Raw genomic sequence first — 21,413 nt, 5'->3', positions numbered from 1 at the left:
TTCAGGCTCCAGCGGGGAGAGGGAGGGAGACGGCGACGGCGGTGCCCTGGCCGGGCGCCGACTCGACGGTGAACGTGCCGCCGAGCGACTCGGCCCTCGAGCGCATCGCCGGAAGGCCGAAACCGCCGTCGGAGGACGGGCGCACGGAAGCGGGGTCGAAGCCCCGGCCGTCGTCGACCACGTCCAGGGTCACCGACGCGTCCATGAACGACAAGGTGATCTCCGCCCGCGACGCCGAGGCGTGCCGCACCGTGTTCGCGAGCGCCGACTGCGCGATCCGCAGCAGCGCCACCTCGTACGGCGTGGGCAGTTCGGCGGGCGTGCCGCTCACCGAGAAGCGGACCCGCGGCGCGGCCTCCGGGGTCACCCCGGTGACCGGTTCGCACAGCCGCTCCAGGGCCGCGGCCAGCGAGCCGTGCTCCAGGTCCGGCGGCGACAGCGCCCGGACGAAGCGCCGCGCCTCCGCCAGATTGTCCTGCGCCGCCTCCCGAGCCCGGCCGATGTGCCCCGCGGCGGGGGAGTCCGGCGGCAGCACCCGCTCGGCCGCCCGCAGCAGCAGCTGGATCGAGGACAGGCCCTGGGCCAGCGTGTCGTGGATCTCCCGCGCGAGCCGCTCCCGCTCGGCGAGCGTCCCCGCGTGGCGCTCCGCCGCCGCCAGCTCCGCCCGCGTCTCGATCAGCTCCTCGATGAGCCGGCGCCGCCGCTCGCTCTCCCGGTACAGCGCCTGGTAGCCGAGGACCGTCGCCACCGCGACCGCCGCACCGAGCAGCGGCCCGATGAAGACCCCCGGATTGAGCGCGGCGCCGTGACCCACGTACGAGAGGATCGCCGCGCCCGCCGTGAGCGCCACGGCCGGCAGCGACCAGCGGGTGGGCAGCAGGTGCAGCTGCAGGAAGTAGAGGGGGAAGGCCAGCCAGAGCGCCTCCGGCGTCAGCCAGAGCAGCCCGAGCCACGACACACCGAGGACCCCCAGCCAGGCGCCGGCGGCCCGCTGCGAGCCCCGCACGGACGGCAGGTACGAGCCGGCCGCGTAGACCGCGCCCATGACCACCGCCGCCACCGTCCCGGCGGCCGAGTGCGCCCGTACCGCCGCCAGGACGAGCAGGCCCGCCATGAGGAGGTGCAGGCAGAGGCGCAGGGCGCGCAGGACGGGGGTCAGAGAGCGGGGATCCATGATCCCTCCAGCCTAGGCGGGACGAGACAATCCGGACTCAACCGAAAGTTTGATTACGGAGCCATCCGTGGCGCGATGCCCGCGGCGCCCCTCGCCGACCACTCTGGTCAGCATGTTCGTGGCATGGAGAGACCTGAGATTCGCCAAGGGGCGTTTCACCCTCATGGGCACGGTGATCGTGCTCATCACCCTGCTCGTGGGATTGCTGTCCGGGCTGACCGCCGGACTCGCGCGAGAGAACATCTCGGCGGTCACCGGTCTGCCCGCCGACCGGCTGGCCTTCGCGGCGCCGCCGTCCGGGCAGTCGGTCTCCTTCACCAATTCGACGGTGACGGAGCGGCAGTGGCGCGGGTGGGCGGAGCGGCCCGGGGTGACGGAGGCCGATCCGCTCGGCATCCGTACCCTCAACGCCGCCGCCGGTGACCGTACCGCCGCCGTCTCCGCCTTCGGTTCGGAGCCGGGAGCCGGGCTCGCTCCCGCGTCCGTCGGCGCGGGGAAGGCGGTCCTGTCCGAGTCGGCGGCCGAGGAGCTGGCCGTCGGCGCCGGCGACACCGTCCGCCTCGGCCCGCTGGAGGTCACCGTCTCCGCGGTCTCCGGCGACGCCTCGTACAGCCACACCCCCGTGGTGTGGACCTCCCTCGACGACTGGCAGAAGCTCGGCCACAGCGGCACCACCGCGGAGGAACAGGCCACCGTCATCGCCCTGAGCGGCGACGGCGTCGACTGGGCGGCCGGCGACGAGGCCGCGGGCACCGAGGCCCGCACCCTCGACGGCGCCCTCACCGCCATAGGGTCCTACCAGGCCGAGAACGGTTCGCTGCAGCTGATGCGCGGCTTCCTCTTCGCCATCTCCGCGCTCGTCATAGGAGCCTTCTTCACCGTCTGGACCATCCAGCGCAGCGGTGACGTCGCCGTCCTCAAGGCGCTCGGCGCCTCCACCCCGTACCTCCTCAAGGACGCCCTCGGGCAGGCCGTCCTCATGCTCGCCGCCGGCACCCTGCTCGGCACGGCGCTCGCGGTCGGCATCGGCGCCCTCGTCAGCGGCGGGAACGTGCCCTTCGTCCTCGAACCGCTGACCGTCCTCGGTCCTGCCGCCGTGATCATCGTCCTCGGTGTCCTCGGCGCCGCCCTGTCCATCCGGCGCATCACCGCCGTCGACCCCCTCACCGCCCTCGGGAGCGCCCGATGAGCCTCGTCCTCGACGCCGTCACCCTCACCTACCCCGACGGCGACGGCCGGCTGACCGCCCTCGACGCCGTCTCCCTCACCGTCCCCGCCGGCACGCTCACGGCCGTCGTCGGCCCGTCCGGCTCCGGCAAGTCCAGCCTCCTCGCGGTCGCCGCCACCCTGGTGACCCCGGACGAGGGGCGGGTCGTCGTCGCCGGTACGGAGACGCGCGAGCTCACCCCCGCCGCCAAGGCGGAGCTGCGCCGCGAGCACATCGGGATCGTCTTCCAGCAGCCGAACCTGCTGCCCTCGCTGAGCGCGGCGGAGCAGCTCCAGGTGATGGCCCATCTGTCCGGGCGCGGGCCGAAGACGGTACGGAGCCGGGCCATGGACCTGCTCGACGCGGTCGGCCTCGCGGACCAGGCGCACCGGCGGCCGCACCAGCTGTCGGGCGGTCAGCGGCAGCGGGTCAACATCGCGCGGGCGCTGATGAACGAGCCGTCCGTGCTCCTGGTCGACGAGCCGACGAGCGCCCTGGACCACGAGCGGGGGGCGGCGGTGATGGACCTCCTGGCCACGCTGACGGCCGAGCGGGGGACGGCGACGGTCCTGGTCACCCACGACCGCACGCACCTGGCCCGTACGGACCACACGGTGACGGTGCAGGACGGGCGGCTGACGGAGTCGCCGGTACGGGCGTGAGCCCCACGTCGGGCCCGTACCGGCGGGTCCGGGCCTGAGCCCCACGTCGGGCCCGTACCGGCGGGTCCGGGCCTGAGCCCCACGTCGGGCCCGTACCGGCGGGTCCGGGCCTGAGGCCCACGTCGGGCCCGTACCGGCGGGTCCGGGCCTGAGCCCCACGTCGGGCCCGTACCGGCGGGTCCGGGCCCCAGGGCCTCAGCCGAACCAGACCACCAGGCGGACGTTCTCGCCCCCGTGGGTGGCCGCCAGGTCTCGCATCGCCGCCCAGACCTCCCCCCAGTCGCCGTCCGGCGGGACGAACATGCGGGGCGTGTACGTCACGGGGCGGTACACGGCCCCGTTCCAGTGGACTTCGCCGCCAGGCGGCCACTCGGGCGGCATGAGGTCCTCGCCGAAGAGCTCCTCCGCCGCGTCGAGGACCTCGATCGGGGTCCAGTGCACGTAGCCGAGGACCAGCTCGCCGTCCGGTCCCGGCTGCCACACGCCGATGTGGTTCCCGTCGGGTACGTCGTTGAGCGGTTTGTCCCAGTCGACCGCCGCGATCTCGGCCCAGGTGGCGTACGAGTGGCCGTGGTTCAGCTCGTCGCAGGTGCTCGGGACGGCGTCCGAGACGTCGTCCGGGCAGCCGCGGTGGTCGAACAGGGGCCGCTCCACCTGAAGGCCCCCGCCGTAGCCGAAGAGGACCTCCCTTGCGTCCCGGTCGCGCCGCAGCACGGGGTCGGGGAGACCGAGCGCGTACCTCCAGCGGCCGTCGCCCTCGCGGACCTCGATGACGCCCTCGATGTCGACCCCCACGACGACCTCAGCCGTGGTTGTTGCCCGAGGTGTTCGCCAGGGCCGCGGAGAGCTCGCGGGCGACCTCCTGGAGGATCGGGACGATCTTCTCGGTGGCCGCCTCGGTGACCCGGCCGGCCGGGCCCGAGATGGAGATGGCCGCCGCGGTGGGGGAGTCCGGTACCGAGACCGCGAGGCAGCGGACCCCTATCTCCTGCTCGTTGTCGTCGACCGCGTACCCCGTCTCGCGGACCGCGACGAGCGCGTCGAGGAAGCCGTCCGGGGTGGTGATGGTCTTCTCCGTCGCGGCGGGCATGCCGGTGCGGGCGAGCAGCGCCCGTACCTCCTCCGCCGGGGTGTGCGCGAGGAGCGCCTTGCCGACGCCGGTCGAGTGCGGCAGGACCCGGCGGCCGACCTCGGTGAACATGCGCATCGAGTGCTTGGACGGCACCTGCGCGACGTACACGATCTCGTCGCCGTCGAGCAGCGCCATGTTCGCGGTCTCGCCGGTCTCCTCGACGAGCCGCGCCAGGTAGGGGCGGGCCCAGGTGCCGAGGAGGCGGGAGGCGGACTCGCCGAGCCGGATGAGCCGCGGGCCGAGCGCGTACCGGCGGTTGGGCTGCTGACGGACGTAACCGCAGGCGACGAGGGTGCGCATGAGGCGGTGGATGGTGGGGAGCGGGAGTCCGCTGCTTGCGGAGAGCTCGCTCAGCCCGACCTCGCCCCCGGCGTCGGCCATCCGCTCCAGGAGGTCGAAGGCGCGCTCAAGGGACTGGACGCCCCCGCTCGCGGCGGGCTTGGCGGCGTCGGTGGTGCTGGCGCTGGACGTCGGCACGTCAACGGTCCTTTCGGGGCAGGCGGGCAAGGCAGCAGCCTACCGGGCCGTCGGCCGGGGCACACGGTCCCGGTCCCGGCGTCAGTGCCGGTCAGGGGGTGTTTGTCCGGTGTCGGCGAGGGCCCGGGGCGGTCCGGGTCAGGCCCGCATGTGCGGAGCTACGTTCTACTGTACGGAATTCTCATTCCACTTTGTGGAAACCTCTAAGCCGGGTTCGCTGACGGCCGATGCTGGAAGTGTGCCCTTGACGACCCGTCGCCCGGAAGTGAAGACTCCTTTTCAACAGTTCGTTGAAATTCTCTTGTCTGCTCAGCGAGTCACTTGAAGAGAGGGGTACGGGTGGACGTCAACCTGGTCCTGCGCTCGACACGCGTCATCACCCCCGAGGGGACGCGGCCGGCGTCGATCGCCGTCTCCGGAGGGACGATCGCGGCCGTTCTGCCCTACGACGCCGAGGTACCGGCCGGTGCCCGGCTGGAGGACGTCGGCGAGGATGTGGTCCTGCCCGGGCTGGTCGACACCCACGTGCACGTGAACGACCCCGGCCGCACCGAGTGGGAGGGCTTCTGGACCGCCACCCGCGCGGCCGCCGCCGGCGGCATCACGACCCTGCTGGACATGCCGCTGAACTCGCTGCCGCCGACCACCACGGTGGAGAACCTGCGGGTCAAGCAGGAGGTGGCGCGCAGCAAGGCCCACATCGACGTCGGCTTCTGGGGCGGTGCGCTGCCGGACAACGTCAAGGACCTGCGGCCGCTGCACGACGCCGGCGTCTACGGTTTCAAGTGCTTCCTGTCGCCGTCGGGCGTGGAGGAGTTCCCCGAGCTCGACCAGGAGCAGCTGGCGACCTCGCTGGCGGAGATCGCGGGCTTCGGCGGCCTGATGATCGTCCACGCCGAGGACCCGCACCACCTCGCCGCCGCCCCGCAGCGCTCGGGCGGCGCGTACGCCGACTTCCTGGCCTCGCGTCCCCGGGACGCGGAGAACACGGCGATCGAGAACCTGATCAACCAGGCCCGCCGCCTCGGCGCCCGCGTCCACGTGCTGCACCTGTCGTCCTCCGACGCGCTGCCGGCCCTCGCCGCGGCGAAGGCCGAGGGCGTGAAGATCACCGTCGAGTCCTGTCCGCACTTCCTCACCCTCACCGCGGAGGAGATCCCGGACGGGGCGACGGAGTTCAAGTGCTGCCCGCCGATCCGCGAGGCGTCGAACCAGGACGCGCTGTGGCAGGGGCTCGCGGACGGCACCATCGACTGCATCGTCTCCGACCACTCGCCGTCCACCGCCGACCTGAAGACGCCGGACTTCGCCTCCGCGTGGGGCGGCATCTCCTCCCTCCAGCTGGGTCTGCCGGCGATCTGGACCGAGGCCCGGCGCCGCGGTCACTCGCTGGAGGACGTGGTCCGCTGGATGTCGGCGGGTCCGGCCCGGCTGGCGGGCCTGTCCCGCAAGGGCGCGATCGAGGCCGGCCGTGACGCCGACTTCGCGGTCCTGGACCCGGACGCCACCTTCACCGTCGACCCGGCCGATCTGGAGCACCGCAACCGGATCACCGCGTACGCGGGCAAGACCCTGCACGGCGTCGTGACCTCCACCTGGCTGCGTGGAGAGCGGATCGCCGACCACGGCACCCTCGCCGAGCCCTCCGGCCGCCTTCTCGAAAGGAACAACTGACGTGTCGTCCATACCCAGCTTCACCGGTGACGCCAGCCCCTACGGCGGCGGCGACCCGTACGCCGACTACCGGACGGCCGACTTCCCCTTCACCCAGTACGCGGACCTCGCGGACCGTCGGCTGGGCGCGGGCGTCATCGCTGCCAACGACGAGTTCTTCGCCGAGCGCGAGAACCTGCTGAAGCCCGAGGCCGCCGAGTTCGACCCCGAGCACTTCGGCCACAAGGGCAAGATCATGGACGGCTGGGAGACCCGCCGCCGCCGTGGCATCTCGGCCCAGCAGCCGCACCCCACCGAGGACGACCACGACTGGGCCCTCGTACGGCTCGGCGCCCCCGGCGTCGTCCGCGGCATCGTCGTCGACACCGCCCACTTCCGCGGCAACTACCCGCAGGCCGTCTCCGTCGAGGCGACCTCCGTGGCCGGCTCGCCCTCGCCCGAGGAGCTCCTCGCCGACGACGTGAAGTGGACGACGCTCGTCCCGCGCACCGCGGTCGGCGGACACGCCGCCAACGGCTTCGCCGTCGACGTCGAGCAGCGCTTCACGCACCTGCGCGTCAACCAGCACCCCGACGGCGGCATCGCCCGCCTCCGCGTCTACGGCGAGGTCGCCCCCGACCCGGCGTGGCTCGGCGTCCTCGGCACCTTCGACCTCGCCGCCCTGGAGAACGGCGGCCAGGTCGAGGACGCCTCGGACCGCTTCTACTCCCCGGCCACCAACACCATCCAGCCGGGCCGCTCCCGGAAGATGGACGACGGCTGGGAGACCCGCCGCCGCCGCGACAAGGGCAACGACTGGATCCGCTACGGCCTCGTCGCCGAGTCCGAGATCCGCGCCGTCGAGATCGACACCGCCTACCTCAAGGGCAACAGCGCCGGCTGGGCCGCGCTCTCCGTCGCCGCGGAGGGCTCGGAGGAGTGGACCGAGATCCTGCCCCGGACCCGCCTCCAGCCCGACACCAACCACCGGTTCGTGCTCGACACCCCGGCGGTCGGCTCCCGCGTCCGGATCGACATCTACCCGGACGGCGGCATCTCCCGCCTCCGCCTCTTCGGCTCCCTCACCGAGGCCGGTACGGCGCGGCTGACCGCCCGCCACCAGGAGCTCGGTGGCTAGCCCCCCCTGAACTGGGCGGGTACGACACCCCGCCCGGCCCGCGAGGGCGCACCGACCCGACAGCACCGGTGCGCCCTCGCGCCACTCCCTTTCGGGGCTCGGTTCACCTCCGGGCGCCCGGAGCCGGGCTCACGGCCCCGACCGTGCTCGGGGCCGCGCCCTTCGGCTCACTCGCCGGGCCGCACGGTCTGGGCGTTACGCCGCGTGCCCGCCGTCCACCGAGAACTCCGCGCCCGTCACGTACCGCCCGCCGGGTCCCGCGAGGAAGGCGACCATCGACGCCACCTCGTCCGGGGTGCCGAAGCGGCCGAGCGCCGTCATGGCCGCCTGCCCCTGCGCGTACGGCCCGTCCGCCGGGTTCATGTCGGTGTCGACGGGACCGGGGTGGACGATGTTCGCCGTGATGCCGCGCCCGCCCAGCTCCCGCGCGAGCGCCTTCGTCAGGCCGATCAGCGCCGCCTTGCTCATCGTGTAGAGGGTCCCGCCCGGGCCCGGCACCCGCTGGGTCATGCAGGTGCCGATCGTGACGATCCTGCCGCCCTCGGAAAAGCGCGCGGCCGCCGCCTGCGAGGCGAGGAAGGCCGCCCGGACGTTCACCGAGAGGACCCGGTCCACGTCCGCGAGGGAGAGCGACTCCAGCGGCCCCAGGACGCCCGCGCCGACGTTGTTCACCAGCACGTCGAGACGCCCGAGCGCGTCCGCCGCCCACTCCACCGCGCCCGCCGCGTCCCCGGCGTCGGCCGCGTCGGCCCGCAGGGGCAGCGCCCTGCGGCCGGCCGCCTCGATCCGCGCCGCGACCTCCTTGGCGCGGCCCTCGTCCTGGACGTAGGTGAAGGCCACATCGGCGCCCTCCCGGGCCAGCCGCACCGCCGTCGCCGCGCCGATCCCCCGGCTGCCGCCCGTCACCAGGACCGCCGTGCCGTTCATCGTGGACATCCCGAAACCTCCGTGAGTGACACCAACTGGTTGCGGGTTCAATGAAAGTCGGCGGCGCGCCGGGACGCTGGCGGGAATCGGACCCCGACTCACCGATGACTTCCGCCGGGCGGTGGAGTCGGAAGAGGTGGGACACGATGGTCCGGAGAACAGAAAGGGCATCCACCATGGCCACCCTCAGCCTCACCCAGTTCCTCACCCTCGACGGCGTCATCCAGGCTCCCGGAGGCCCCGAGGAGGACCCCAGCGGCGGCTTCGAGCACGGCGGCTGGTCCGTGCCGTACGGCGACGAGGACTTCGGGCGGCGGATCACCGAGATCTTCGCCCGGCCGACCGCCTTCCTCCTCGGCCGCCGCACCTACGACATCTTCTCGGGCTACTGGCCCAAGCACGACGACCCCGCCGACCCCATCGCCTCCAAGCTCAACCACCTCCCCAAGTACGTCGCCACGACCACCCTCACCTCCGCCGACTGGGAGAACACCACCCTCCTTCGCGGCGACATCGTCGAGGAGGTCGCCGCCCTCAAGGACCGCCTCGACGGCGAGATCCAGATGCACGGCAGCGCCGGCCTCGCCCGCACGCTCCTCGACCACGACCTCATCGACACCCTTCACCTGCACGTGTTCCCCGTGGTCCTGGGCACCGGCCGCCGCCTCTTCACCGACGGGGTCCGCCCCAGCGCCTTCCGCCTCACCGACGCGCGCACCACCGCCGCGGGTGTCGCCCTCCACACGTACGAGCTGGCCGGCCGCCCCACCTACGGCAGCTACTGATCCGTACCCCAGGAATGGTGTAGCCACCACGGGTCCGCCCCGGTTACGGTGATCGCTCCGAGTGCGAGCCGTCGAAGTCTCCACCCCGCTTCAAGAGTTGGAGAACCGGCCCGCGATGTCAGCTTCGATCGCCGCACCCGTGTCCCTCGGCGCGCCCCGCCGCGCCTGGCTCACCGACCTGCCCGTCCTGCTCGTCGCCGTCGTCTGGGGCGCCAGCTACCTCGCGGCCAAGGGCATCACCACCGGCCACACCGTCATCGCGGTCCTCGTGCTGCGGTTCGCCGTGGTGCTGCCCGTCCTCGTCGCCGCGGGGTGGCGCAGGCTCCGGGCCCTGAGCGCGGCCCAGTGGCGTGGAGCCGCGACCCTCGGGCTGATCCTCAGCGGGATCTTCCTCCTGGAGACGTACGGCGTCGTCCACACCTCCGCCACCAACGCGGGCCTGATCATCAGCCTCACCATGATCTTCACCCCGCTCGCCGAGGCCGCCGTCACCCGGGTCCTCCCTTCCCGCGGCTTCCTCGCCGCCGCCGCGCTCTCCGTCGCCGGTGTCGTCCTGCTGACCCAGGGCGGCGGATTCACCGCCCCCTCCCTCGGCGATCTGCTCATGCTCCTCGCCGCCCTCGCCCGTACCGTCCACGTCCTGGCCATGTCCCGGATCAAGGCGGTCCGCTCGGCCGACTCGCTCTCCCTCACCACCGTCCAGCTCGGCTCCGCCGTCGCCGTGTTCGCCGTCATCGCCGCCCTCCCCGGCACCGGCGCCTCACCCTGGGCCGTGGCCCTCGACTTCGGCCCGGGCGAGTGGGCCGGGCTCCTGTTCCTCTCCGTCTTCTGCACGCTCTTCGCCTTCTTCGTCCAGATGTGGGCCGTCCGCCGCACCTCCCCGTCCCGGGTCAGCCTCCTCCTCGGCACGGAGCCGCTCTGGGCCGCCGCCGCGGGCATCGCCCTTGCCGGCGACCGGCCCGGCGCCCTCGGCCTCGCGGGCGCGATCCTCGTTCTCGCGGGCACCAGTTGGGGTCGCCGTACGGCCGACACGGACGCCGGGTAGGTTCTTCGACCATGCGTTCACTGCCGTACGACATCGACTTCCGCGCTCGGGCCCGCCGCACCCAGGCCTGGGGACTCGGGCTCCTCGCCGTGGCCGCGCTCCTGTGGATCTGGCTCGCGGTGCTCCTCTTCACGCCCTACCAGACCGGTGAGTCCAGCCGCGAGTGCACCTCCCGGTTCACCAGCGAGAACCTCCACAACAACGAGAGCGACTGCGTGATCGAGCGCGACTGGCCCGAACTCCTCGCCGTCCTCGGCGCGTCCGTGCCCGTGGCCGTCGTCGGCGGCGTCCTCTACACCAGCGGCTCCGTCTCCCACCGCATGGCCGAGCACCTCGCCGAGGTCACCCGCCTCAACGAGGCGAGCGCCTGACCGGATCCGGAACCGCCGGAAGCCCCCCGGTCTCAGTCCTTCGCTATTCGGCTCGCCCCCGCCGCGAGCACCAGACCGAGGACCGCGACGACGATGTTCGCGAACAGCTCCCGGCCCTCCAGGAACCCCACGTTCTCCGTGAGGAAGCGGGTCAGACCCATGAAGTGGAACCAGCCGCCGGTCAACTCGCGGATCACCCCTGCCACGCCGGCCAGGAGCAGCAGCACCCCGAAGCCCTCAAGAAACTTCTTCATGATCCGATCATGGGCGGGAGGGCCGGACGGCCGCGTCCGCCGCTCGTCTACGGCCGCCGATACCAAAGTATCGACCTGAGCGACTCCGGTATCCCGACCGCCCGCAGACCCGGTGCACCGCCTCCGGCCTGCGTACATTTGCGGACATGACTCGCACGGACCGGCAGCGCTGGCTGCTCCCCTCCCACCTGGTCGAACCGGGCGGGAGCGGGGCCGCCCGGCCCCGCCGTACCGTCCGCGACTGGATCGTGGACACCTCGCTGTTCCTGCTCGCGGCCCTCGTCGGCCTCGTCGCCGCCGACACCAGCGCGCAGTACACCAGCGAGACCGTCACCCTCTTCGACCAACTGGCCGGCGCCGCCGCCTGCTGCGCCCTGTGGACGCGCCGTCGCCGGCCGGTCGGGCTCGCGGTCGCCCTGTCCGTGGTGAACATCTTCGCCCCGGTCGCCGCGGGCGCCCTCCTCGCGAGCCTGTTCAGCGTCGCCGTACGCCGGCCGTTCCGCGAGGTCGGCTGGATCGTGGCGTTCGCCGTCGCCACCTCCACCGTCCAGGTCTTCGTCCGCCCCGACCCCACCACGAACGTCGGGCTCTCCATCGCCCTCGGCTTCGTCCTCATCCTGCTCGTCACCGCCTGGGGCATGCTCGTACGCTCCCGGCGCCAGCTCGTCGAAGCCCTCAGGGAACGGGCCCGCCGCGCCGAGGCCGAGGCCGAGCTGCGCGCCGCCCAGGCCCAGCGGCTCGCCCGCGAGGCCATCGCCCGCGAGATGCACGACGTGCTCGCCCACCGCCTCACCCTGCTCAGCGTGCACGCCGGAGCCCTGGAGTTCCGGCCGGACGCCCCGCCCGAGCAGATCGCCCGCGCCGCGGGCGTCATCCGCGACAGCGCCCACGAAGCCCTCCAGGACCTCCGCGAGATCATCGGCGTCCTGCGCGCGCCCGGCGAGAACGGCGACGGCGAACGGCCCCAGCCCACCCTCGCCACCCTCGACTCGCTGGTCGAGGAGTCCCGCGAGGCCGGTACGGAGGTCGTCCTCGACACCACGGTCGACGATCCGGCCGCCGTGCCCGCCGCCACCGGCCGTACGGTCTACCGCATCGCGCAGGAGGGCCTCACGAACGCCCGGAAGCACGCCCCCGGCACGAAGGTCACCGTCACCGTCCGGGGCCGCCCCGGCGAAGGCCTCACCGTCGACGTCCACAACCCGGCTCCCGCGGGCCCGGTCCCGCACGTCCCCGGCTCCGGCCAGGGCCTCATCGGCCTCACCGAACGCGCCGCCCTCGCGGGCGGCCGGATGGAACACGGCCCGGCCCCCGACGGCGGATTCGCCCTGCACGCCTGGCTGCCGTGGCCGGCATGAACCTCCCGCCGCCCCGCCGCCCCGCCGCCCCGCCGCCCCGCCGCCCCGCCGCCCGGCAGCCCCCGCAGCTACCGTGGCCCCATGACCATCCGGCTGATCGTCGTCGACGACGACCCCCTGGTCCGTGCGGGCCTCACCCTCATGCTCGGCGGTGCCGACGACCTCGAGATCGTCGGTGAGGGCGCCGACGGCCGCGAAGTGCCCGAACTCGTCGCCCGGCACGCCCCGGACGTCGTCCTCATGGACATCCGCATGCCCCACGTGGACGGCCTCACCGCCACCGAACGCCTCCGCGCCCTCCCCGGCGCCCCGGAGGTCGTCGTCCTCACCACCTTCCACGCCGACGAGCAGGTGCTGCGCGCCCTGCGGGCCGGCGCCGCCGGCTTCGTCCTCAAGGACACCCCGCCCGCCGAGATCGTCGCCGCCGTCCGCCGCGTCGCCGCGGGCGACCCCGTCCTCTCGCCGGCCGTCACCCGCCAGCTCATGACCCACGTCGTGGAGCGGCAGCCGGAACAGCCCCGGCGCACCACGGCCGCCGCCCGCCTCGCCGAACTCGCCGACCGCGAGCGGGAGGTGGCCGTCGCCGTCGGCCGCGGCCGCTCCAACGCCGAGATCGCCACCGAGCTGTACATGAGCGTCCCCACGGTCAAGGCCCACGTCTCCCGCATCCTCGCCAAACTCGGCCTCAACAACCGTGTCCAGATCGCGCTCCTGGTGCACGACGCCGGGCTGTCGGAGGCCGAGGACGGCGTCTAGGCTCGGACGATGTCCGTCATCGATCTGGGGGAGTACGGCGCGGATTTCACCGCGAACCCTTATCCGTACTACGAGAAACTGCGCGAGGCCGGTCCCGTCCACCAGGTGCGCACACCCGACGGGGCCGTGGTCTGGCTGGTCGTCGGGCACGAGGAGGCGCGGGCCGCGCTCAACGACCCGCGACTGTCCAAGTCGCCGTCCGTGCTGGGGATGACGATGCTCGACGAGGAGCTCATCGGCCCCAATCTGCTGGTCCTCGACCCGCCCGACCACACGCGGCTGCGCCGGCTGATCGCCGGTGAGTTCACCGGGCGGCGCGTCGAGTCGCTGCGGCCCCGTGTCCAGCGGCTCACCGACGAACTCCTCGACGCCATGGAGCCGGCCGGGCGCGCCGACCTCGTCGACGCCCTCGCCTTCCCGCTGCCCATCACCGTCATCTGCGAACTCCTCGGCGTCCCGGCCGCAGACCGCGACGCCTTCCGCCGCTGGTCGAACGAGATCGTCGCGCCCAGCGGCGCGGAACCCGAGCGGGACGCCATCGAGAGCCTCGCCGCCTACCTCGGCGAACTCGTCGAGGACAAGCGGGCCGCCGGTCCCACCGACGATCTGCTCTCCGCCCTGATCACCGCACGGGCCGAGGACGGCGACCGGCTCTCCCTCCCCGAACTCTGCGGTCTCGCCTATCTCCTGCTGCTCGCGGGCCACGAGACCACCGTGAACCTCATCGCCAACGCGGTACGGGCACTGCTCACCCACCCCGAGCAACTCGCCGCGCTCAGGGCCGATCCAGGCCTGCTCGACGGCCTGATCGAGGAGACGCTGCGCTGGGAGGGGCCGGTGGAGACGGCCACGTACCGGTTCAGCCGGGAGCCCGTCGGGTTCGGGGAGACGGTGATCCCCGCGTACGAGCCGGTCCTCGTCTCCCTCGCCGCCGGCGGCCGCGACCCCGAGCGCTTCCCCGACCCGGACCGCTTCGACATCACCCGCGACCCGCGCGGCCATCTCGCCTTCGGGCACGGCATCCACTACTGCCTCGGCGCCCCGCTCGCCCGGCTGGAGGCGCAGGTCGCGCTCCGGACGGTTCTCGATCGCTTCCCCGGGCTGGAACTCGACGTGGAGGCCGGTTCGTTGGACTGGCTGCCCGGCATGCTCATGCGCGGGACCCGTCGTCTCCCGATCCGGTGGTGAACCCCTTGAGCGACCAGACCCCCGCCCTCGACCTCGACCTCGCCCGCAAGGTCCTCGACGCGCAGCCGTTCAGCCGGCTCGTCGGCGCCCGCATCACCGAATTCGGCGCGGGGCGGGCGGTGCTCGAGGTGGACCACCGCGAGGAGCTGAGACAGCAGAACGGCTTCCTGCACGGTGGGGTGCTCTCGTACGCGGCCGACAACGCGATCACCTTCGCCGCGGGCGCCGAGCTGGGCGCGGCCGTGCTGACGGCCGGGTTCTCCATCCAGTACGTCCGGCCGGCGAAGGGCGGCGTGCTGCGCGCCCGGGCGGAGGTGGTCCACGCGGGGCGGCGGCAGGCGGTGGTGCGCTGCGACCTGTCGACGGTCGACGAGGAGGGTGACGAGACGCTGTGCGCGGTCGCCCAGGGCACAGTGCTGTCGGCCGGCTGAACCGGTCGGCCGGACCCGGCCCCGCTCCCGCCGCGAGTGCCGGCCCGCTACCGGGGCCCCGCTCGTCACGGGTGCCGGCCCGCTACCGGGGCCCCGCTCGTCACGGGTGCTGGCCCGCTACCGGGTCGTCGCCCGCCACGGATGCTGGCCCGCTCCCCGGGCGTCGCCCGCCACGGGTGCCGGCCCGCTACCGGGGCCCCGCCCGCCACGGGTGCCGGCCCGCTACCGGGGCACCGCTCGTCACGGGTGCTGGACCGCTACCGGGCGCCGCTCCCGCCGCGACCGTTCGCAGGCCTCGGCGATCCGCAGCGCCGCCAGGGCCTCCCGGCCGTCGCACGGGTTGGGCGCCTCGCCGCGCACCAGGCGGACGAAGGCGTCCAGCTCCGCCTCGTACGCGGGGGCGAAGCGCTCCAGGAAGCCGGGCCAGGGCTTGCCCGGGGAGGGCGGGCCCTGCGGCTCCACCGAGGCGAGCGGGGACCGGTCGTCCAGGCCCACCACGATCTGGTCCCGCTCGCCCGCCAGCTCCATGCGGACGTCGTACCCCGCGCCGTTGCACCGGGTCGCGGTCGCCGTTACCAGCGTGCCGTCGTCCAGGGTGAGCAGGGCGGCGGCCGTGTCCACGTCGCCCGCCTCCCGGAACATCGCCGGGCCCCCGTCCGAGCCCGTCGCGTACACCTCGACGACCTCCCGGCCGGTCACCCAGCGGACGATGTCGAAGTCGTGCACGAGGCAGTCGCGGAAGAGACCGCCGGAGAGCGGCAGGTACGCGGCGGGCGGCGGCTCCGGATCGGACGTGACCGCCCGTACGGTGTGCAGCCGGCCGAGCCGCCCCGAGCGCACCGCCTCGCGCGCCGCACGGTAGCCCACGTCGAAGCGGCGCATGAACCCCAGCTGGAGGACCGTTCCCGCTGCCGTCACCGCGTCGAGCGCGGCCGTCGTCCCCGGCACGTCCAGCGCGATCGGTTTCTCGCAGAAGGCCGGCAGACCCGCACCGGCGGCGCGGGCGATGAGCTCCGCGTGCGCGGCCGTCGCCGAGGCGATCACCACGGCGTCCAGGGCGTGCCGGAGCAGCGCGTCCACGTCCGGCGCCGCCTCCGCGCCGAGCGCCCCGGCGACCCCGGCCGCCCGGACGGCGTCCGCGTCCGCCACCACCAGCGACTCGACCTCCGGGTGCCGGGCCAGCACACCCGCGTGAAAGCTCCCGATCCGTCCCGTACCGATCAGTCCGATGCGCATGGCCCCACCGTGGAGCCGGGCGGACCCGGGTGTCAAGGATTTGTCAGGACAACCGGACGTCACGACTTCCCGTCATCAGCGCCCCGGGCTACGCTCCCCCCGTGCCCAAGCAGTCCGGCTCGTCCCTGCCCCCGCTCGCCGTGGACCGCAGCAGCCCGGTCCCGCTCTACTTCCAGCTCGCCCAGCAGCTGGAGAGCGCCGTGGAGAACGGGACGCTGGCCCCGGGCACCCTCCTCGGGAACGAGATCGACCTCGCCACCCGCCTGGGCCTCTCCCGGCCCACCGTCCGCCAGGCCATCCAGACCCTCGTCGACAAAGGGCTCCTGGTCCGCCGCCGGGGCGTCGGCACCCAGGTCGTGCACAGCAGGGTGCGGCGACCGATGGAGCTCAGCAGCCTGTACGACGACCTCGCCGCCGCCGGCCAGCGCCCCGCCACCCGGGTCCTGGCCAACCGCCTCGAACCCGCCGCGGGACCGGTCGCGGCCGCCCTCGGCGTGCCGGAGGGCACCGAGGTCCGCTACCTGGAGCGGCTCCGTACCGCGCACGGCGAACCCATGGCGTACCTCTGCAACCACCTGCCCGCGGGTCTCGTCGAGCCCGACACCGGGCAGCTGGAGACCACCGGCCTCTACCGCATGCTCCGCTCCGCCGCGCTCACCCTGCACAGCGCCCGGCAGACGGTCGGCGCCCGCGCCGCGACCGCCGAGGAGGCCGCGCTGCTCGACGAGGCGGAGGGCGCTCCGCTGCTCACCATGGAGCGCGTCACCTTCGACGACACCGGCCGCGCCGTCGAGTACGGCTCCCACCTCTACCGGGCCACCCGCTACTCCTTCGAGTTCCAGCTGATGGTCCGTCCGTAGCCACTCCAGGGGGCCCCTCGCCAGTGCCAAGACCCGCATGACCGATACTGCAATGCACGCAGAAGGACACAAAGGAGGGCACGGCCTCGTGACCAGGCTTCGGACAGGAGGGGTACGCGCCGCAGTCGGCGCGGTCCTCGCCCTCGCACTCACCGCGGCGCTCGCCGGGTGCAGCAGCACGGGCGGCAAGCGGGCGGAGGACGCCCGGAAGGCCGCCGAGGCCCAGGGCAGGGCGGCCGTCGACACCCCCCGGTGGACGTTCGCCATGGTGACCCACTCGGGCGACGGCGACACCTTCTGGGACATCGTCCAGAAGGGCGCCAAGCAGGCCGCCGCCAAGGACAACATCAACTTCCTGTACGCGCACAGCGACGAGGCCCAGCAGCAGGCGCAGCTGATCGACTCGTACGTCGCCAAGGGCGTCGACGGACTGATCGTCACCCTCGCCAAGCCCGACGCCATGAAGGCCGCCGTCGAGAAGGCCGTCAAGGCCGGCATCCCGGTGATCACCGTGAACTCCGGCGCCGAACAGTCGAAGGCCTACGGGGCGCTCACCCACATCGGCCAGGACGAGACCGTCGCCGGCGAGGCCGTCGGCGAGGAGCTCGACAAGCGCGGAAAGAAGAAGGCCCTCTGCGTCCTGCACGAGCAGGGCAACGTCGGCCACGAGCAGCGCTGCGCCGGGGTGAAGAAGACCTTCGACGGCGAGCTCGTGAACCTGTACGTCGACGGCACCAACATGCCCGACGTCAAGGCCTCCATCGAGGCCAAGCTCCAGTCCGACAAGGCCGTCGACGCCGTCGTCACCCTCGGCGCCCCCTTCGCCGACACCGCCGTCCAGGCCGCCAAGGGCGCCGGCAGCAAGGCCGAGGTCGACACCTTCGACCTCAACGCCAAGGTCGCCGCCTCCCTGGAGGCCGGCACCCTCGGCTTCGCCGTCGACCAGCAGCCCTACCTCCAGGGCTACGAGGCCGTCGACCTGCTCTGGCTGTACCGCTACAACGCCGACGTCCTCGGCGGTGGCAAGCCGGTCCTGACCGGCCCCCAGATCATCACCAAGGACCAGGCCGCCGCGCTGAAGCAGTACGCGGATCGGGGCACCCGATGAGCTCCACCGCCCCGACCTCGGACGGTGTCGACCACGTCGACGAACGACTCCTCCGCACCACCCCGCTGAAGAAGCTGCTGGCCCGGCCCGAGCTCGGCTCGGTCGTCGGCGCGTTCGCCGTCTTCGTCTTCTTCGCGGTGGTCGCCGACAGCTTCCTGAACCCCTCCAGCCTCGGCACCGTCCTCTACGCGGCCTCCACCATCGGCATCATGGCCGTCCCGGTCGCCCTGCTGATGATCGGCGGCGAGTTCGACCTCTCCGCCGGTGTCCTGGTCACCAGCTCCGCGCTGGTCTCCTCGATGTTCAGCTACCAGATGACGGCGAACGTCTGGGTCGGCGTCGGCGTCTCGCTGCTCGTCACCCTGGCGATCGGCGTCTTCAACGGCTTCATGCTGACCCGCACCAAGCTGCCCAGCTTCATCATCACGCTCGGCACCTTCCTCATGCTGACCGGCCTGAACCTGGGCCTCACCAAGCTGATCAGCGGCACCGTCTCCACCAAGAGCATCGCCGACATGGAGGGCTTCCCCTCCGCCCGCAAGCTCTTCGCCTCGGAGGCGACGATCGGCGGCGTCGAGTTCAAGGTCACCATCCTGTGGTGGTTCGGCCTCGTCGCCCTCGCCACCTGGATCCTGCTCCGCACCCGCTTCGGCAACTGGATCTTCGCCGTCGGCGGCGGCGCCGACGCGGCCCGCGCGGTCGGCGTCCCGGTCTACCGCACGAAGATCGGCCTCTACATGGGCGTCGCCTTCTGCGCCTGGATCTCCGGCCAGCACCTGCTCTTCTCCTTCGACGTCGTCCAGTCCGGCGAAGGCGTCGGCAACGAGCTGATCTACATCATCGCGGCCGTCATCGGCGGCTGTCTGATCACCGGCGGATACGGCTCGGCCATCGGCTCGGCGGTCGGCGCCCTCATCTTCGGCATGACCAGCAAGGGCATCGTGTACGCCGAGTGGAACCCCGACTGGTTCAAGTTCTTCCTGGGAGCGATGCTCCTCCTGGCGACCCTGCTGAACGCCTGGATCCGCAAGCGCGTGGAGGCGACCAAGTGACGACCGACACCGCCCCTCTGGTGCAGCTGGACGACGTCAGCAAGTACTACGGCAACATCCGCGCCCTCGAAGGGGTCTCCCTTGAGGTCCGCGCGGGCGAGATCTCCTGTGTCCTCGGGGACAACGGCGCCGGCAAGTCCACCCTCATCAAGATCGTCGCCGGCCTGCACCGGCACGACGCCGGGACCTTCCGCATCGAGGGCGAGGAGGTGGCCCTCGCCAACCCGCGCGATGCCCTCGACCGGGGCATCGCCACCGTCTACCAGGACCTCGCCGTCGTCCCCCTGATGCCGGTCTGGCGGAACTTCTTCCTCGGCTCCGAGCCCACCAAGGGCTCGGGCCCCTTCAAGCGGCTCGACGTCGGCCTGATGCGGTCCACCACCCGTGAGGCGCTGCTCCGCATGGGCATCGACCTCCGGGACGTCGACCAGCCGATCGGTACCCTCTCCGGCGGCGAGCGCCAGTGCGTGGCCATCGCCCGCGCCGTCCACTTCGGAGCGAAGGTCCTCGTCCTCGACGAGCCGACCGCCGCGCTCGGCGTCAAGCAGTCCGGGGTCGTCCTGAAGTACGTCGCCGCCGCCCGCGACCAGGGTCTCGGCGTGGTTCTCATCACGCACAACCCGCACCACGCCTACCTCGTCGGCGACCGGTTCGTCCTCCTCAAGCGGGGCGTCATGGCCGCGAGCCACACCAAGGACTCCGTCACCCTCGACGAGTTGACCCGGCAGATGGCCGGCGGCAGCGAGCTGGAGGACCTGCGCCACGAGCTGGAACGCTCCTCCGCGTCGTAACGACATCACGGCCCCCTCACACCCCACCTGGCAGAATCGGAGCCGATGAGTACCTACCGTGACCTCGCCCACCGGGGAGCCGCCCGCGGGACCGTGCTGCGCACCGTCGGGACCCGGGAGCGGCGCTCCCACCTGACGGCGCCCCGGGTGCCGACCGTCGGCATCGACATCGGCGGTACCAAGGTGATGGCCGGCGTCGTCGACGCCGACGGCAACATCCTGGAGAAGCTCCGCACGGAGACCCCGGACAAGTCCAAGAGCCCCAAGGTCGTCGAGGACACCATCGTCGAACTGGTCCTGGACCTCTCCGACCGGCACGACGTGCACGCGGTCGGCATCGGCGCGGCCGGCTGGGTCGACGCCGACCGGGCCCGGGTCCTCTTCGCCCCGCACCTCGCCTGGCGCAACGAACCCCTCCGCGACGCCCTCCAGGGCCGCCTCGCCGTCCCCGTCATGGTCGACAACGACGCCAACACCGCGGCCTGGGCCGAGTGGCGCTTCGGCGCCGGACGCGGCGAGGACCACCTCGTCATGATCACCCTCGGCACCGGCATCGGCGGCGCCATCCTGGAGGACGGCCAGGTCAAGCGGGGCAAGTTCGGCGTCGCCGGAGAGTTCGGCCATATGCAGGTCGTCCCCGGCGGCCACCGCTGCCCCTGCGGCAACCGCGGCTGCTGGGAGCAGTACAGCTCCGGGAACGCGCTGGTCCGCGAGGCCCGCGAGCTGGCCGCCGCCGACTCCCCGGTCGCGTACGAGATCATCGAGCGGGTCAAGGGGAACATCCCCGACATCACCGGCCCCCTGATCACCGAGCTCGCCCGCGAGGGCGACGCCATGTGCGTCGAGCTGTTCCAGGACATCGGCCAGTGGCTCGGCGTCGGCATCGCCAACCTCGCCGCCGCCCTCGACCCGTCCTGCTTCGTCATCGGCGGAGGCGTCTCCGCCGCCGACGACCTGCTCATCGGCCCCGCGAGGGACGCCTTCCGCCGCCACCTCACCGGCCGCGGCTACCGTCCCGAGGCCCGCATCACCCGCGCCCAGCTCGGCCCCGAGGCCGGCATGGTCGGCGCCGCCGACCTCGCCCGGCTCGTCGCCCGCCGCTTCCGCCGCGCCAACCGGCGCCGCGTCGAGCGGTACGAACGGTACGAGCGCTACGCCCAGGCCCTGCGCAACGGGACCTCGGGCCGGGCCGCACGTACCCCCGAGGACCCCTCTTCATGACCCTGCCCCACCAGTCCGCCCCGCCCCGCCCCCCGCAGGACCGGCTGCCCGAGGACCGCCGGCACATGATCCGCCGCCGCTGGCTGACGGCGGTCATCATCGTGCTCCTCGTCGGCATCCCGGCCGGCTACCTCGTCATCTCCGCCGGCCAGAGCCGTGACAGCGGCCGCGACAAGGAGCGCGAGTCCTCGGCGGCCGGCCTCCAGGACAACTGGCCCTCGCTGATGAAGCGCCGGGTCTTCGAGATCCCGATCCCGGCCGGGGCCTGGGACGTCGCCTACTACGAGACCAGCAACTGGAAGACCAGCCGGCTGTACGTCCAGTTCACGACGACCGCCGGCGGCCTCGACGCCTTCCTCGCGGAGTCCGGGACCTCGCGCTCCGCGCTCACCTCGGGCCGGATCACCGTCGGCGAGCGCGACACCGACATCGCGGGCTGGACCTTCGCCGACGGCATGACCTGGGCGGGCACCACCGTGACCCGCGAGAAGCCCCGCCCCCACACCGCCATCACGGTCGACCTCACCGACCCGGCCTTCCCCCGCGTGTACGCGGTCTCCACCACCAGCCCCTGACGTCCCCCGGAA

23 protein-coding genes are annotated in these 21,413 nt (G+C 72.9%); 17 read left to right on the top strand and 6 right to left on the bottom strand.

The features are described 5' to 3' along the window. Position 1: 1 nt before the first annotated feature. Positions 2-1,174, bottom strand: a complete 1,173-nt coding sequence (locus tag ABT041_RS26255) for a sensor histidine kinase (protein ID WP_351188460.1) — start codon at positions 1,172-1,174, stop codon at positions 2-4. 112 nt (positions 1,175-1,286) lie between these two features. On the opposite strand from ABT041_RS26255, the gene ABT041_RS26250 reads away from it, so the two are divergent. Beyond that, entirely contained in the window at positions 1,287-2,363 is a 1,077-nt protein-coding gene (locus ABT041_RS26250) for an ABC transporter permease (protein ID WP_351188458.1), read from the top strand. Next, positions 2,360-3,043: an ABC transporter ATP-binding protein gene (locus ABT041_RS26245; RefSeq protein WP_351188456.1), complete on the top strand. Its 684-nt coding sequence runs from the start codon at positions 2,360-2,362 to the stop codon at positions 3,041-3,043. Before ABT041_RS26250 ends, ABT041_RS26245 begins: the two co-directional genes overlap by 4 nt. 195 nt (positions 3,044-3,238) lie before the next feature. On the opposite strand, the gene ABT041_RS26240 is transcribed toward ABT041_RS26245, so the two are convergent. Together ABT041_RS26240 and ABT041_RS26235 are read right to left on the bottom strand one after the other, a co-directional pair. Then, positions 3,239-3,838, bottom strand: a complete 600-nt coding sequence (locus ABT041_RS26240; RefSeq protein ID WP_351188454.1) for a hypothetical protein — start codon at positions 3,836-3,838, stop codon at positions 3,239-3,241. A gap of 7 nt (positions 3,839-3,845) precedes the next feature. Next, positions 3,846-4,652 (bottom strand): IclR family transcriptional regulator, encoded by an 807-nt coding sequence (locus ABT041_RS26235; RefSeq protein WP_351188451.1) that lies wholly within the window; start codon positions 4,650-4,652, stop codon positions 3,846-3,848. A 339-nt stretch (positions 4,653-4,991) separates the two neighbouring features. On the opposite strand from ABT041_RS26235, the gene allB reads away from it, so the two are divergent. Continuing rightward, the gene (gene allB, locus ABT041_RS26230; protein ID WP_351188448.1) at positions 4,992-6,326 is read left to right on the top strand and encodes an allantoinase AllB; all 1,335 of its coding nucleotides are present in this window, start codon (positions 4,992-4,994) and stop codon (positions 6,324-6,326) included. A gap of 1 nt (position 6,327) precedes the next feature. Further along, positions 6,328-7,443, top strand: a complete 1,116-nt coding sequence (alc, locus tag ABT041_RS26225) for an allantoicase (RefSeq protein ID WP_351188445.1) — start codon at positions 6,328-6,330, stop codon at positions 7,441-7,443. Between the two features lie 195 nt (positions 7,444-7,638). Here the strand turns inward: alc and ABT041_RS26220 are convergent, their stop codons facing one another. Continuing rightward, positions 7,639-8,379 (bottom strand): SDR family NAD(P)-dependent oxidoreductase, encoded by a 741-nt coding sequence (locus tag ABT041_RS26220; RefSeq protein WP_351188442.1) that lies wholly within the window; start codon positions 8,377-8,379, stop codon positions 7,639-7,641. Between the two features lie 167 nt (positions 8,380-8,546). Between ABT041_RS26220 and ABT041_RS26215 the strand changes: the two genes are divergently transcribed. The 3 genes from ABT041_RS26215 (at position 8,547) to ABT041_RS26205 (ending at position 10,571) form a co-directional block, all read left to right on the top strand. Then, positions 8,547-9,155 carry a dihydrofolate reductase family protein gene (locus ABT041_RS26215; protein ID WP_351188439.1) on the top strand — a complete coding sequence of 203 codons (609 nt, stop codon included), beginning with the start codon at positions 8,547-8,549 and terminating at the stop codon, positions 9,153-9,155. 115 nt (positions 9,156-9,270) lie between these two features. Beyond that, positions 9,271-10,200 carry a DMT family transporter gene (locus ABT041_RS26210; protein WP_351188436.1) on the top strand — a complete coding sequence of 310 codons (930 nt, stop codon included), beginning with the start codon at positions 9,271-9,273 and terminating at the stop codon, positions 10,198-10,200. Positions 10,201-10,211: 11 nt separating this feature from the next. Next, complete coding sequence (locus ABT041_RS26205; RefSeq protein WP_351188433.1) at positions 10,212-10,571, top strand: hypothetical protein; 360 nt, start codon at positions 10,212-10,214, stop codon at positions 10,569-10,571. Positions 10,572-10,603: 32 nt separating this feature from the next. On the opposite strand, the gene ABT041_RS26200 is transcribed toward ABT041_RS26205, so the two are convergent. After that, positions 10,604-10,825, bottom strand: a complete 222-nt coding sequence (locus ABT041_RS26200) for a hypothetical protein (protein ID WP_351188430.1) — start codon at positions 10,823-10,825, stop codon at positions 10,604-10,606. 146 nt (positions 10,826-10,971) lie between these two features. Here ABT041_RS26200 and ABT041_RS26195 point away from each other — a divergent pair, with 146 nt between their 5' ends. From ABT041_RS26195 to ABT041_RS26180, 4 genes are all read left to right on the top strand, one after another. Continuing rightward, positions 10,972-12,183 (top strand): sensor histidine kinase, encoded by a 1,212-nt coding sequence (locus tag ABT041_RS26195; RefSeq protein WP_351188427.1) that lies wholly within the window; start codon positions 10,972-10,974, stop codon positions 12,181-12,183. 81 nt (positions 12,184-12,264) lie between these two features. Then, a complete protein-coding gene (locus ABT041_RS26190) occupies positions 12,265-12,939 on the top strand; it encodes a response regulator (RefSeq protein ID WP_351188425.1) in 675 nt (224 codons plus the stop codon). Positions 12,940-12,948: 9 nt separating this feature from the next. Continuing rightward, positions 12,949-14,127, top strand: coding sequence for a cytochrome P450 family protein (locus tag ABT041_RS26185; RefSeq protein ID WP_351188423.1), 1,179 nt, complete (start codon positions 12,949-12,951; stop codon positions 14,125-14,127). A 5-nt stretch (positions 14,128-14,132) separates the two neighbouring features. Continuing rightward, positions 14,133-14,558, top strand: a complete 426-nt coding sequence (locus tag ABT041_RS26180) for a PaaI family thioesterase (protein WP_351188420.1) — start codon at positions 14,133-14,135, stop codon at positions 14,556-14,558. Between the two features lie 240 nt (positions 14,559-14,798). On the opposite strand, the gene ABT041_RS26175 is transcribed toward ABT041_RS26180, so the two are convergent. After that, on the bottom strand, positions 14,799-15,794 hold the full coding sequence (locus ABT041_RS26175) for a Gfo/Idh/MocA family protein (protein ID WP_351188418.1): 996 nt from the start codon (positions 15,792-15,794) through the stop codon (positions 14,799-14,801). Positions 15,795-15,934: 140 nt separating this feature from the next. On the opposite strand from ABT041_RS26175, the gene ABT041_RS26170 reads away from it, so the two are divergent. The 6 genes from ABT041_RS26170 to ABT041_RS26145 all read left to right on the top strand — a co-directional run bounded on the left by ABT041_RS26170 (position 15,935) and on the right by ABT041_RS26145 (position 21,401). After that, a complete protein-coding gene (locus ABT041_RS26170) occupies positions 15,935-16,654 on the top strand; it encodes a GntR family transcriptional regulator (protein WP_351188596.1) in 720 nt (239 codons plus the stop codon). An 88-nt stretch (positions 16,655-16,742) separates the two neighbouring features. Next, a complete protein-coding gene (locus ABT041_RS26165) occupies positions 16,743-17,762 on the top strand; it encodes a sugar ABC transporter substrate-binding protein (protein ID WP_351188416.1) in 1,020 nt (339 codons plus the stop codon). After that, a complete protein-coding gene (locus ABT041_RS26160) occupies positions 17,759-18,814 on the top strand; it encodes an ABC transporter permease (protein ID WP_351188413.1) in 1,056 nt (351 codons plus the stop codon). The genes ABT041_RS26165 and ABT041_RS26160 overlap by 4 nt, the downstream gene beginning before the upstream one ends. Next, entirely contained in the window at positions 18,811-19,605 is a 795-nt protein-coding gene (locus ABT041_RS26155; RefSeq protein WP_351188410.1) for an ATP-binding cassette domain-containing protein, read from the top strand. The genes ABT041_RS26160 and ABT041_RS26155 overlap by 4 nt, the downstream gene beginning before the upstream one ends. A 45-nt stretch (positions 19,606-19,650) precedes the next feature. Continuing rightward, positions 19,651-20,826 (top strand): ROK family glucokinase, encoded by a 1,176-nt coding sequence (locus ABT041_RS26150; RefSeq protein ID WP_351188408.1) that lies wholly within the window; start codon positions 19,651-19,653, stop codon positions 20,824-20,826. Continuing rightward, entirely contained in the window at positions 20,823-21,401 is a 579-nt protein-coding gene (locus ABT041_RS26145; protein ID WP_351188405.1) for a hypothetical protein, read from the top strand. The genes ABT041_RS26150 and ABT041_RS26145 overlap by 4 nt, the downstream gene beginning before the upstream one ends. Positions 21,402-21,413 lie beyond the last annotated feature (12 nt).

Origin of the sequence: Streptomyces sp. NPDC002825, assembly GCF_040295385.1 — a bacterium.
Taxonomy (GTDB): Bacteria; Actinomycetota; Actinomycetes; order Streptomycetales; family Streptomycetaceae; genus Streptomyces.
Note: the sequence above shows the minus strand (reverse complement) of the source record. Positions and strands in the feature narration are given on the sequence as shown.

What these genes read in the sequence shown, in the direction of transcription:
- ABT041_RS26255 (WP_351188460.1), bottom strand. Translation starts at nt 1,174, where the DNA reads ATGGATCCCCGCTCTCTGACCCCCGTCCTGCGCGCCCTGCGCCTCTGC.
- ABT041_RS26250 (WP_351188458.1), top strand. Translation starts at nt 1,287, where the DNA reads ATGTTCGTGGCATGGAGAGACCTGAGATTCGCCAAGGGGCGTTTCACC.
- ABT041_RS26245 (WP_351188456.1), top strand. Translation starts at nt 2,360, where the DNA reads ATGAGCCTCGTCCTCGACGCCGTCACCCTCACCTACCCCGACGGCGAC.
- ABT041_RS26220 (WP_351188442.1), bottom strand. Translation starts at nt 8,379, where the DNA reads ATGTCCACGATGAACGGCACGGCGGTCCTGGTGACGGGCGGCAGCCGG.
- ABT041_RS26215 (WP_351188439.1), top strand. Translation starts at nt 8,547, where the DNA reads ATGGCCACCCTCAGCCTCACCCAGTTCCTCACCCTCGACGGCGTCATC.
- ABT041_RS26210 (WP_351188436.1), top strand. Translation starts at nt 9,271, where the DNA reads ATGTCAGCTTCGATCGCCGCACCCGTGTCCCTCGGCGCGCCCCGCCGC.
- ABT041_RS26205 (WP_351188433.1), top strand. Translation starts at nt 10,212, where the DNA reads ATGCGTTCACTGCCGTACGACATCGACTTCCGCGCTCGGGCCCGCCGC.
- ABT041_RS26200 (WP_351188430.1), bottom strand. Translation starts at nt 10,825, where the DNA reads ATGAAGAAGTTTCTTGAGGGCTTCGGGGTGCTGCTGCTCCTGGCCGGC.
- ABT041_RS26195 (WP_351188427.1), top strand. Translation starts at nt 10,972, where the DNA reads ATGACTCGCACGGACCGGCAGCGCTGGCTGCTCCCCTCCCACCTGGTC.
- ABT041_RS26190 (WP_351188425.1), top strand. Translation starts at nt 12,265, where the DNA reads ATGACCATCCGGCTGATCGTCGTCGACGACGACCCCCTGGTCCGTGCG.
- ABT041_RS26185 (WP_351188423.1), top strand. Translation starts at nt 12,949, where the DNA reads ATGTCCGTCATCGATCTGGGGGAGTACGGCGCGGATTTCACCGCGAAC.
- ABT041_RS26175 (WP_351188418.1), bottom strand. Translation starts at nt 15,794, where the DNA reads ATGCGCATCGGACTGATCGGTACGGGACGGATCGGGAGCTTTCACGCG.
- ABT041_RS26160 (WP_351188413.1), top strand. Translation starts at nt 17,759, where the DNA reads ATGAGCTCCACCGCCCCGACCTCGGACGGTGTCGACCACGTCGACGAA.
- ABT041_RS26150 (WP_351188408.1), top strand. Translation starts at nt 19,651, where the DNA reads ATGAGTACCTACCGTGACCTCGCCCACCGGGGAGCCGCCCGCGGGACC.
- ABT041_RS26145 (WP_351188405.1), top strand. Translation starts at nt 20,823, where the DNA reads ATGACCCTGCCCCACCAGTCCGCCCCGCCCCGCCCCCCGCAGGACCGG.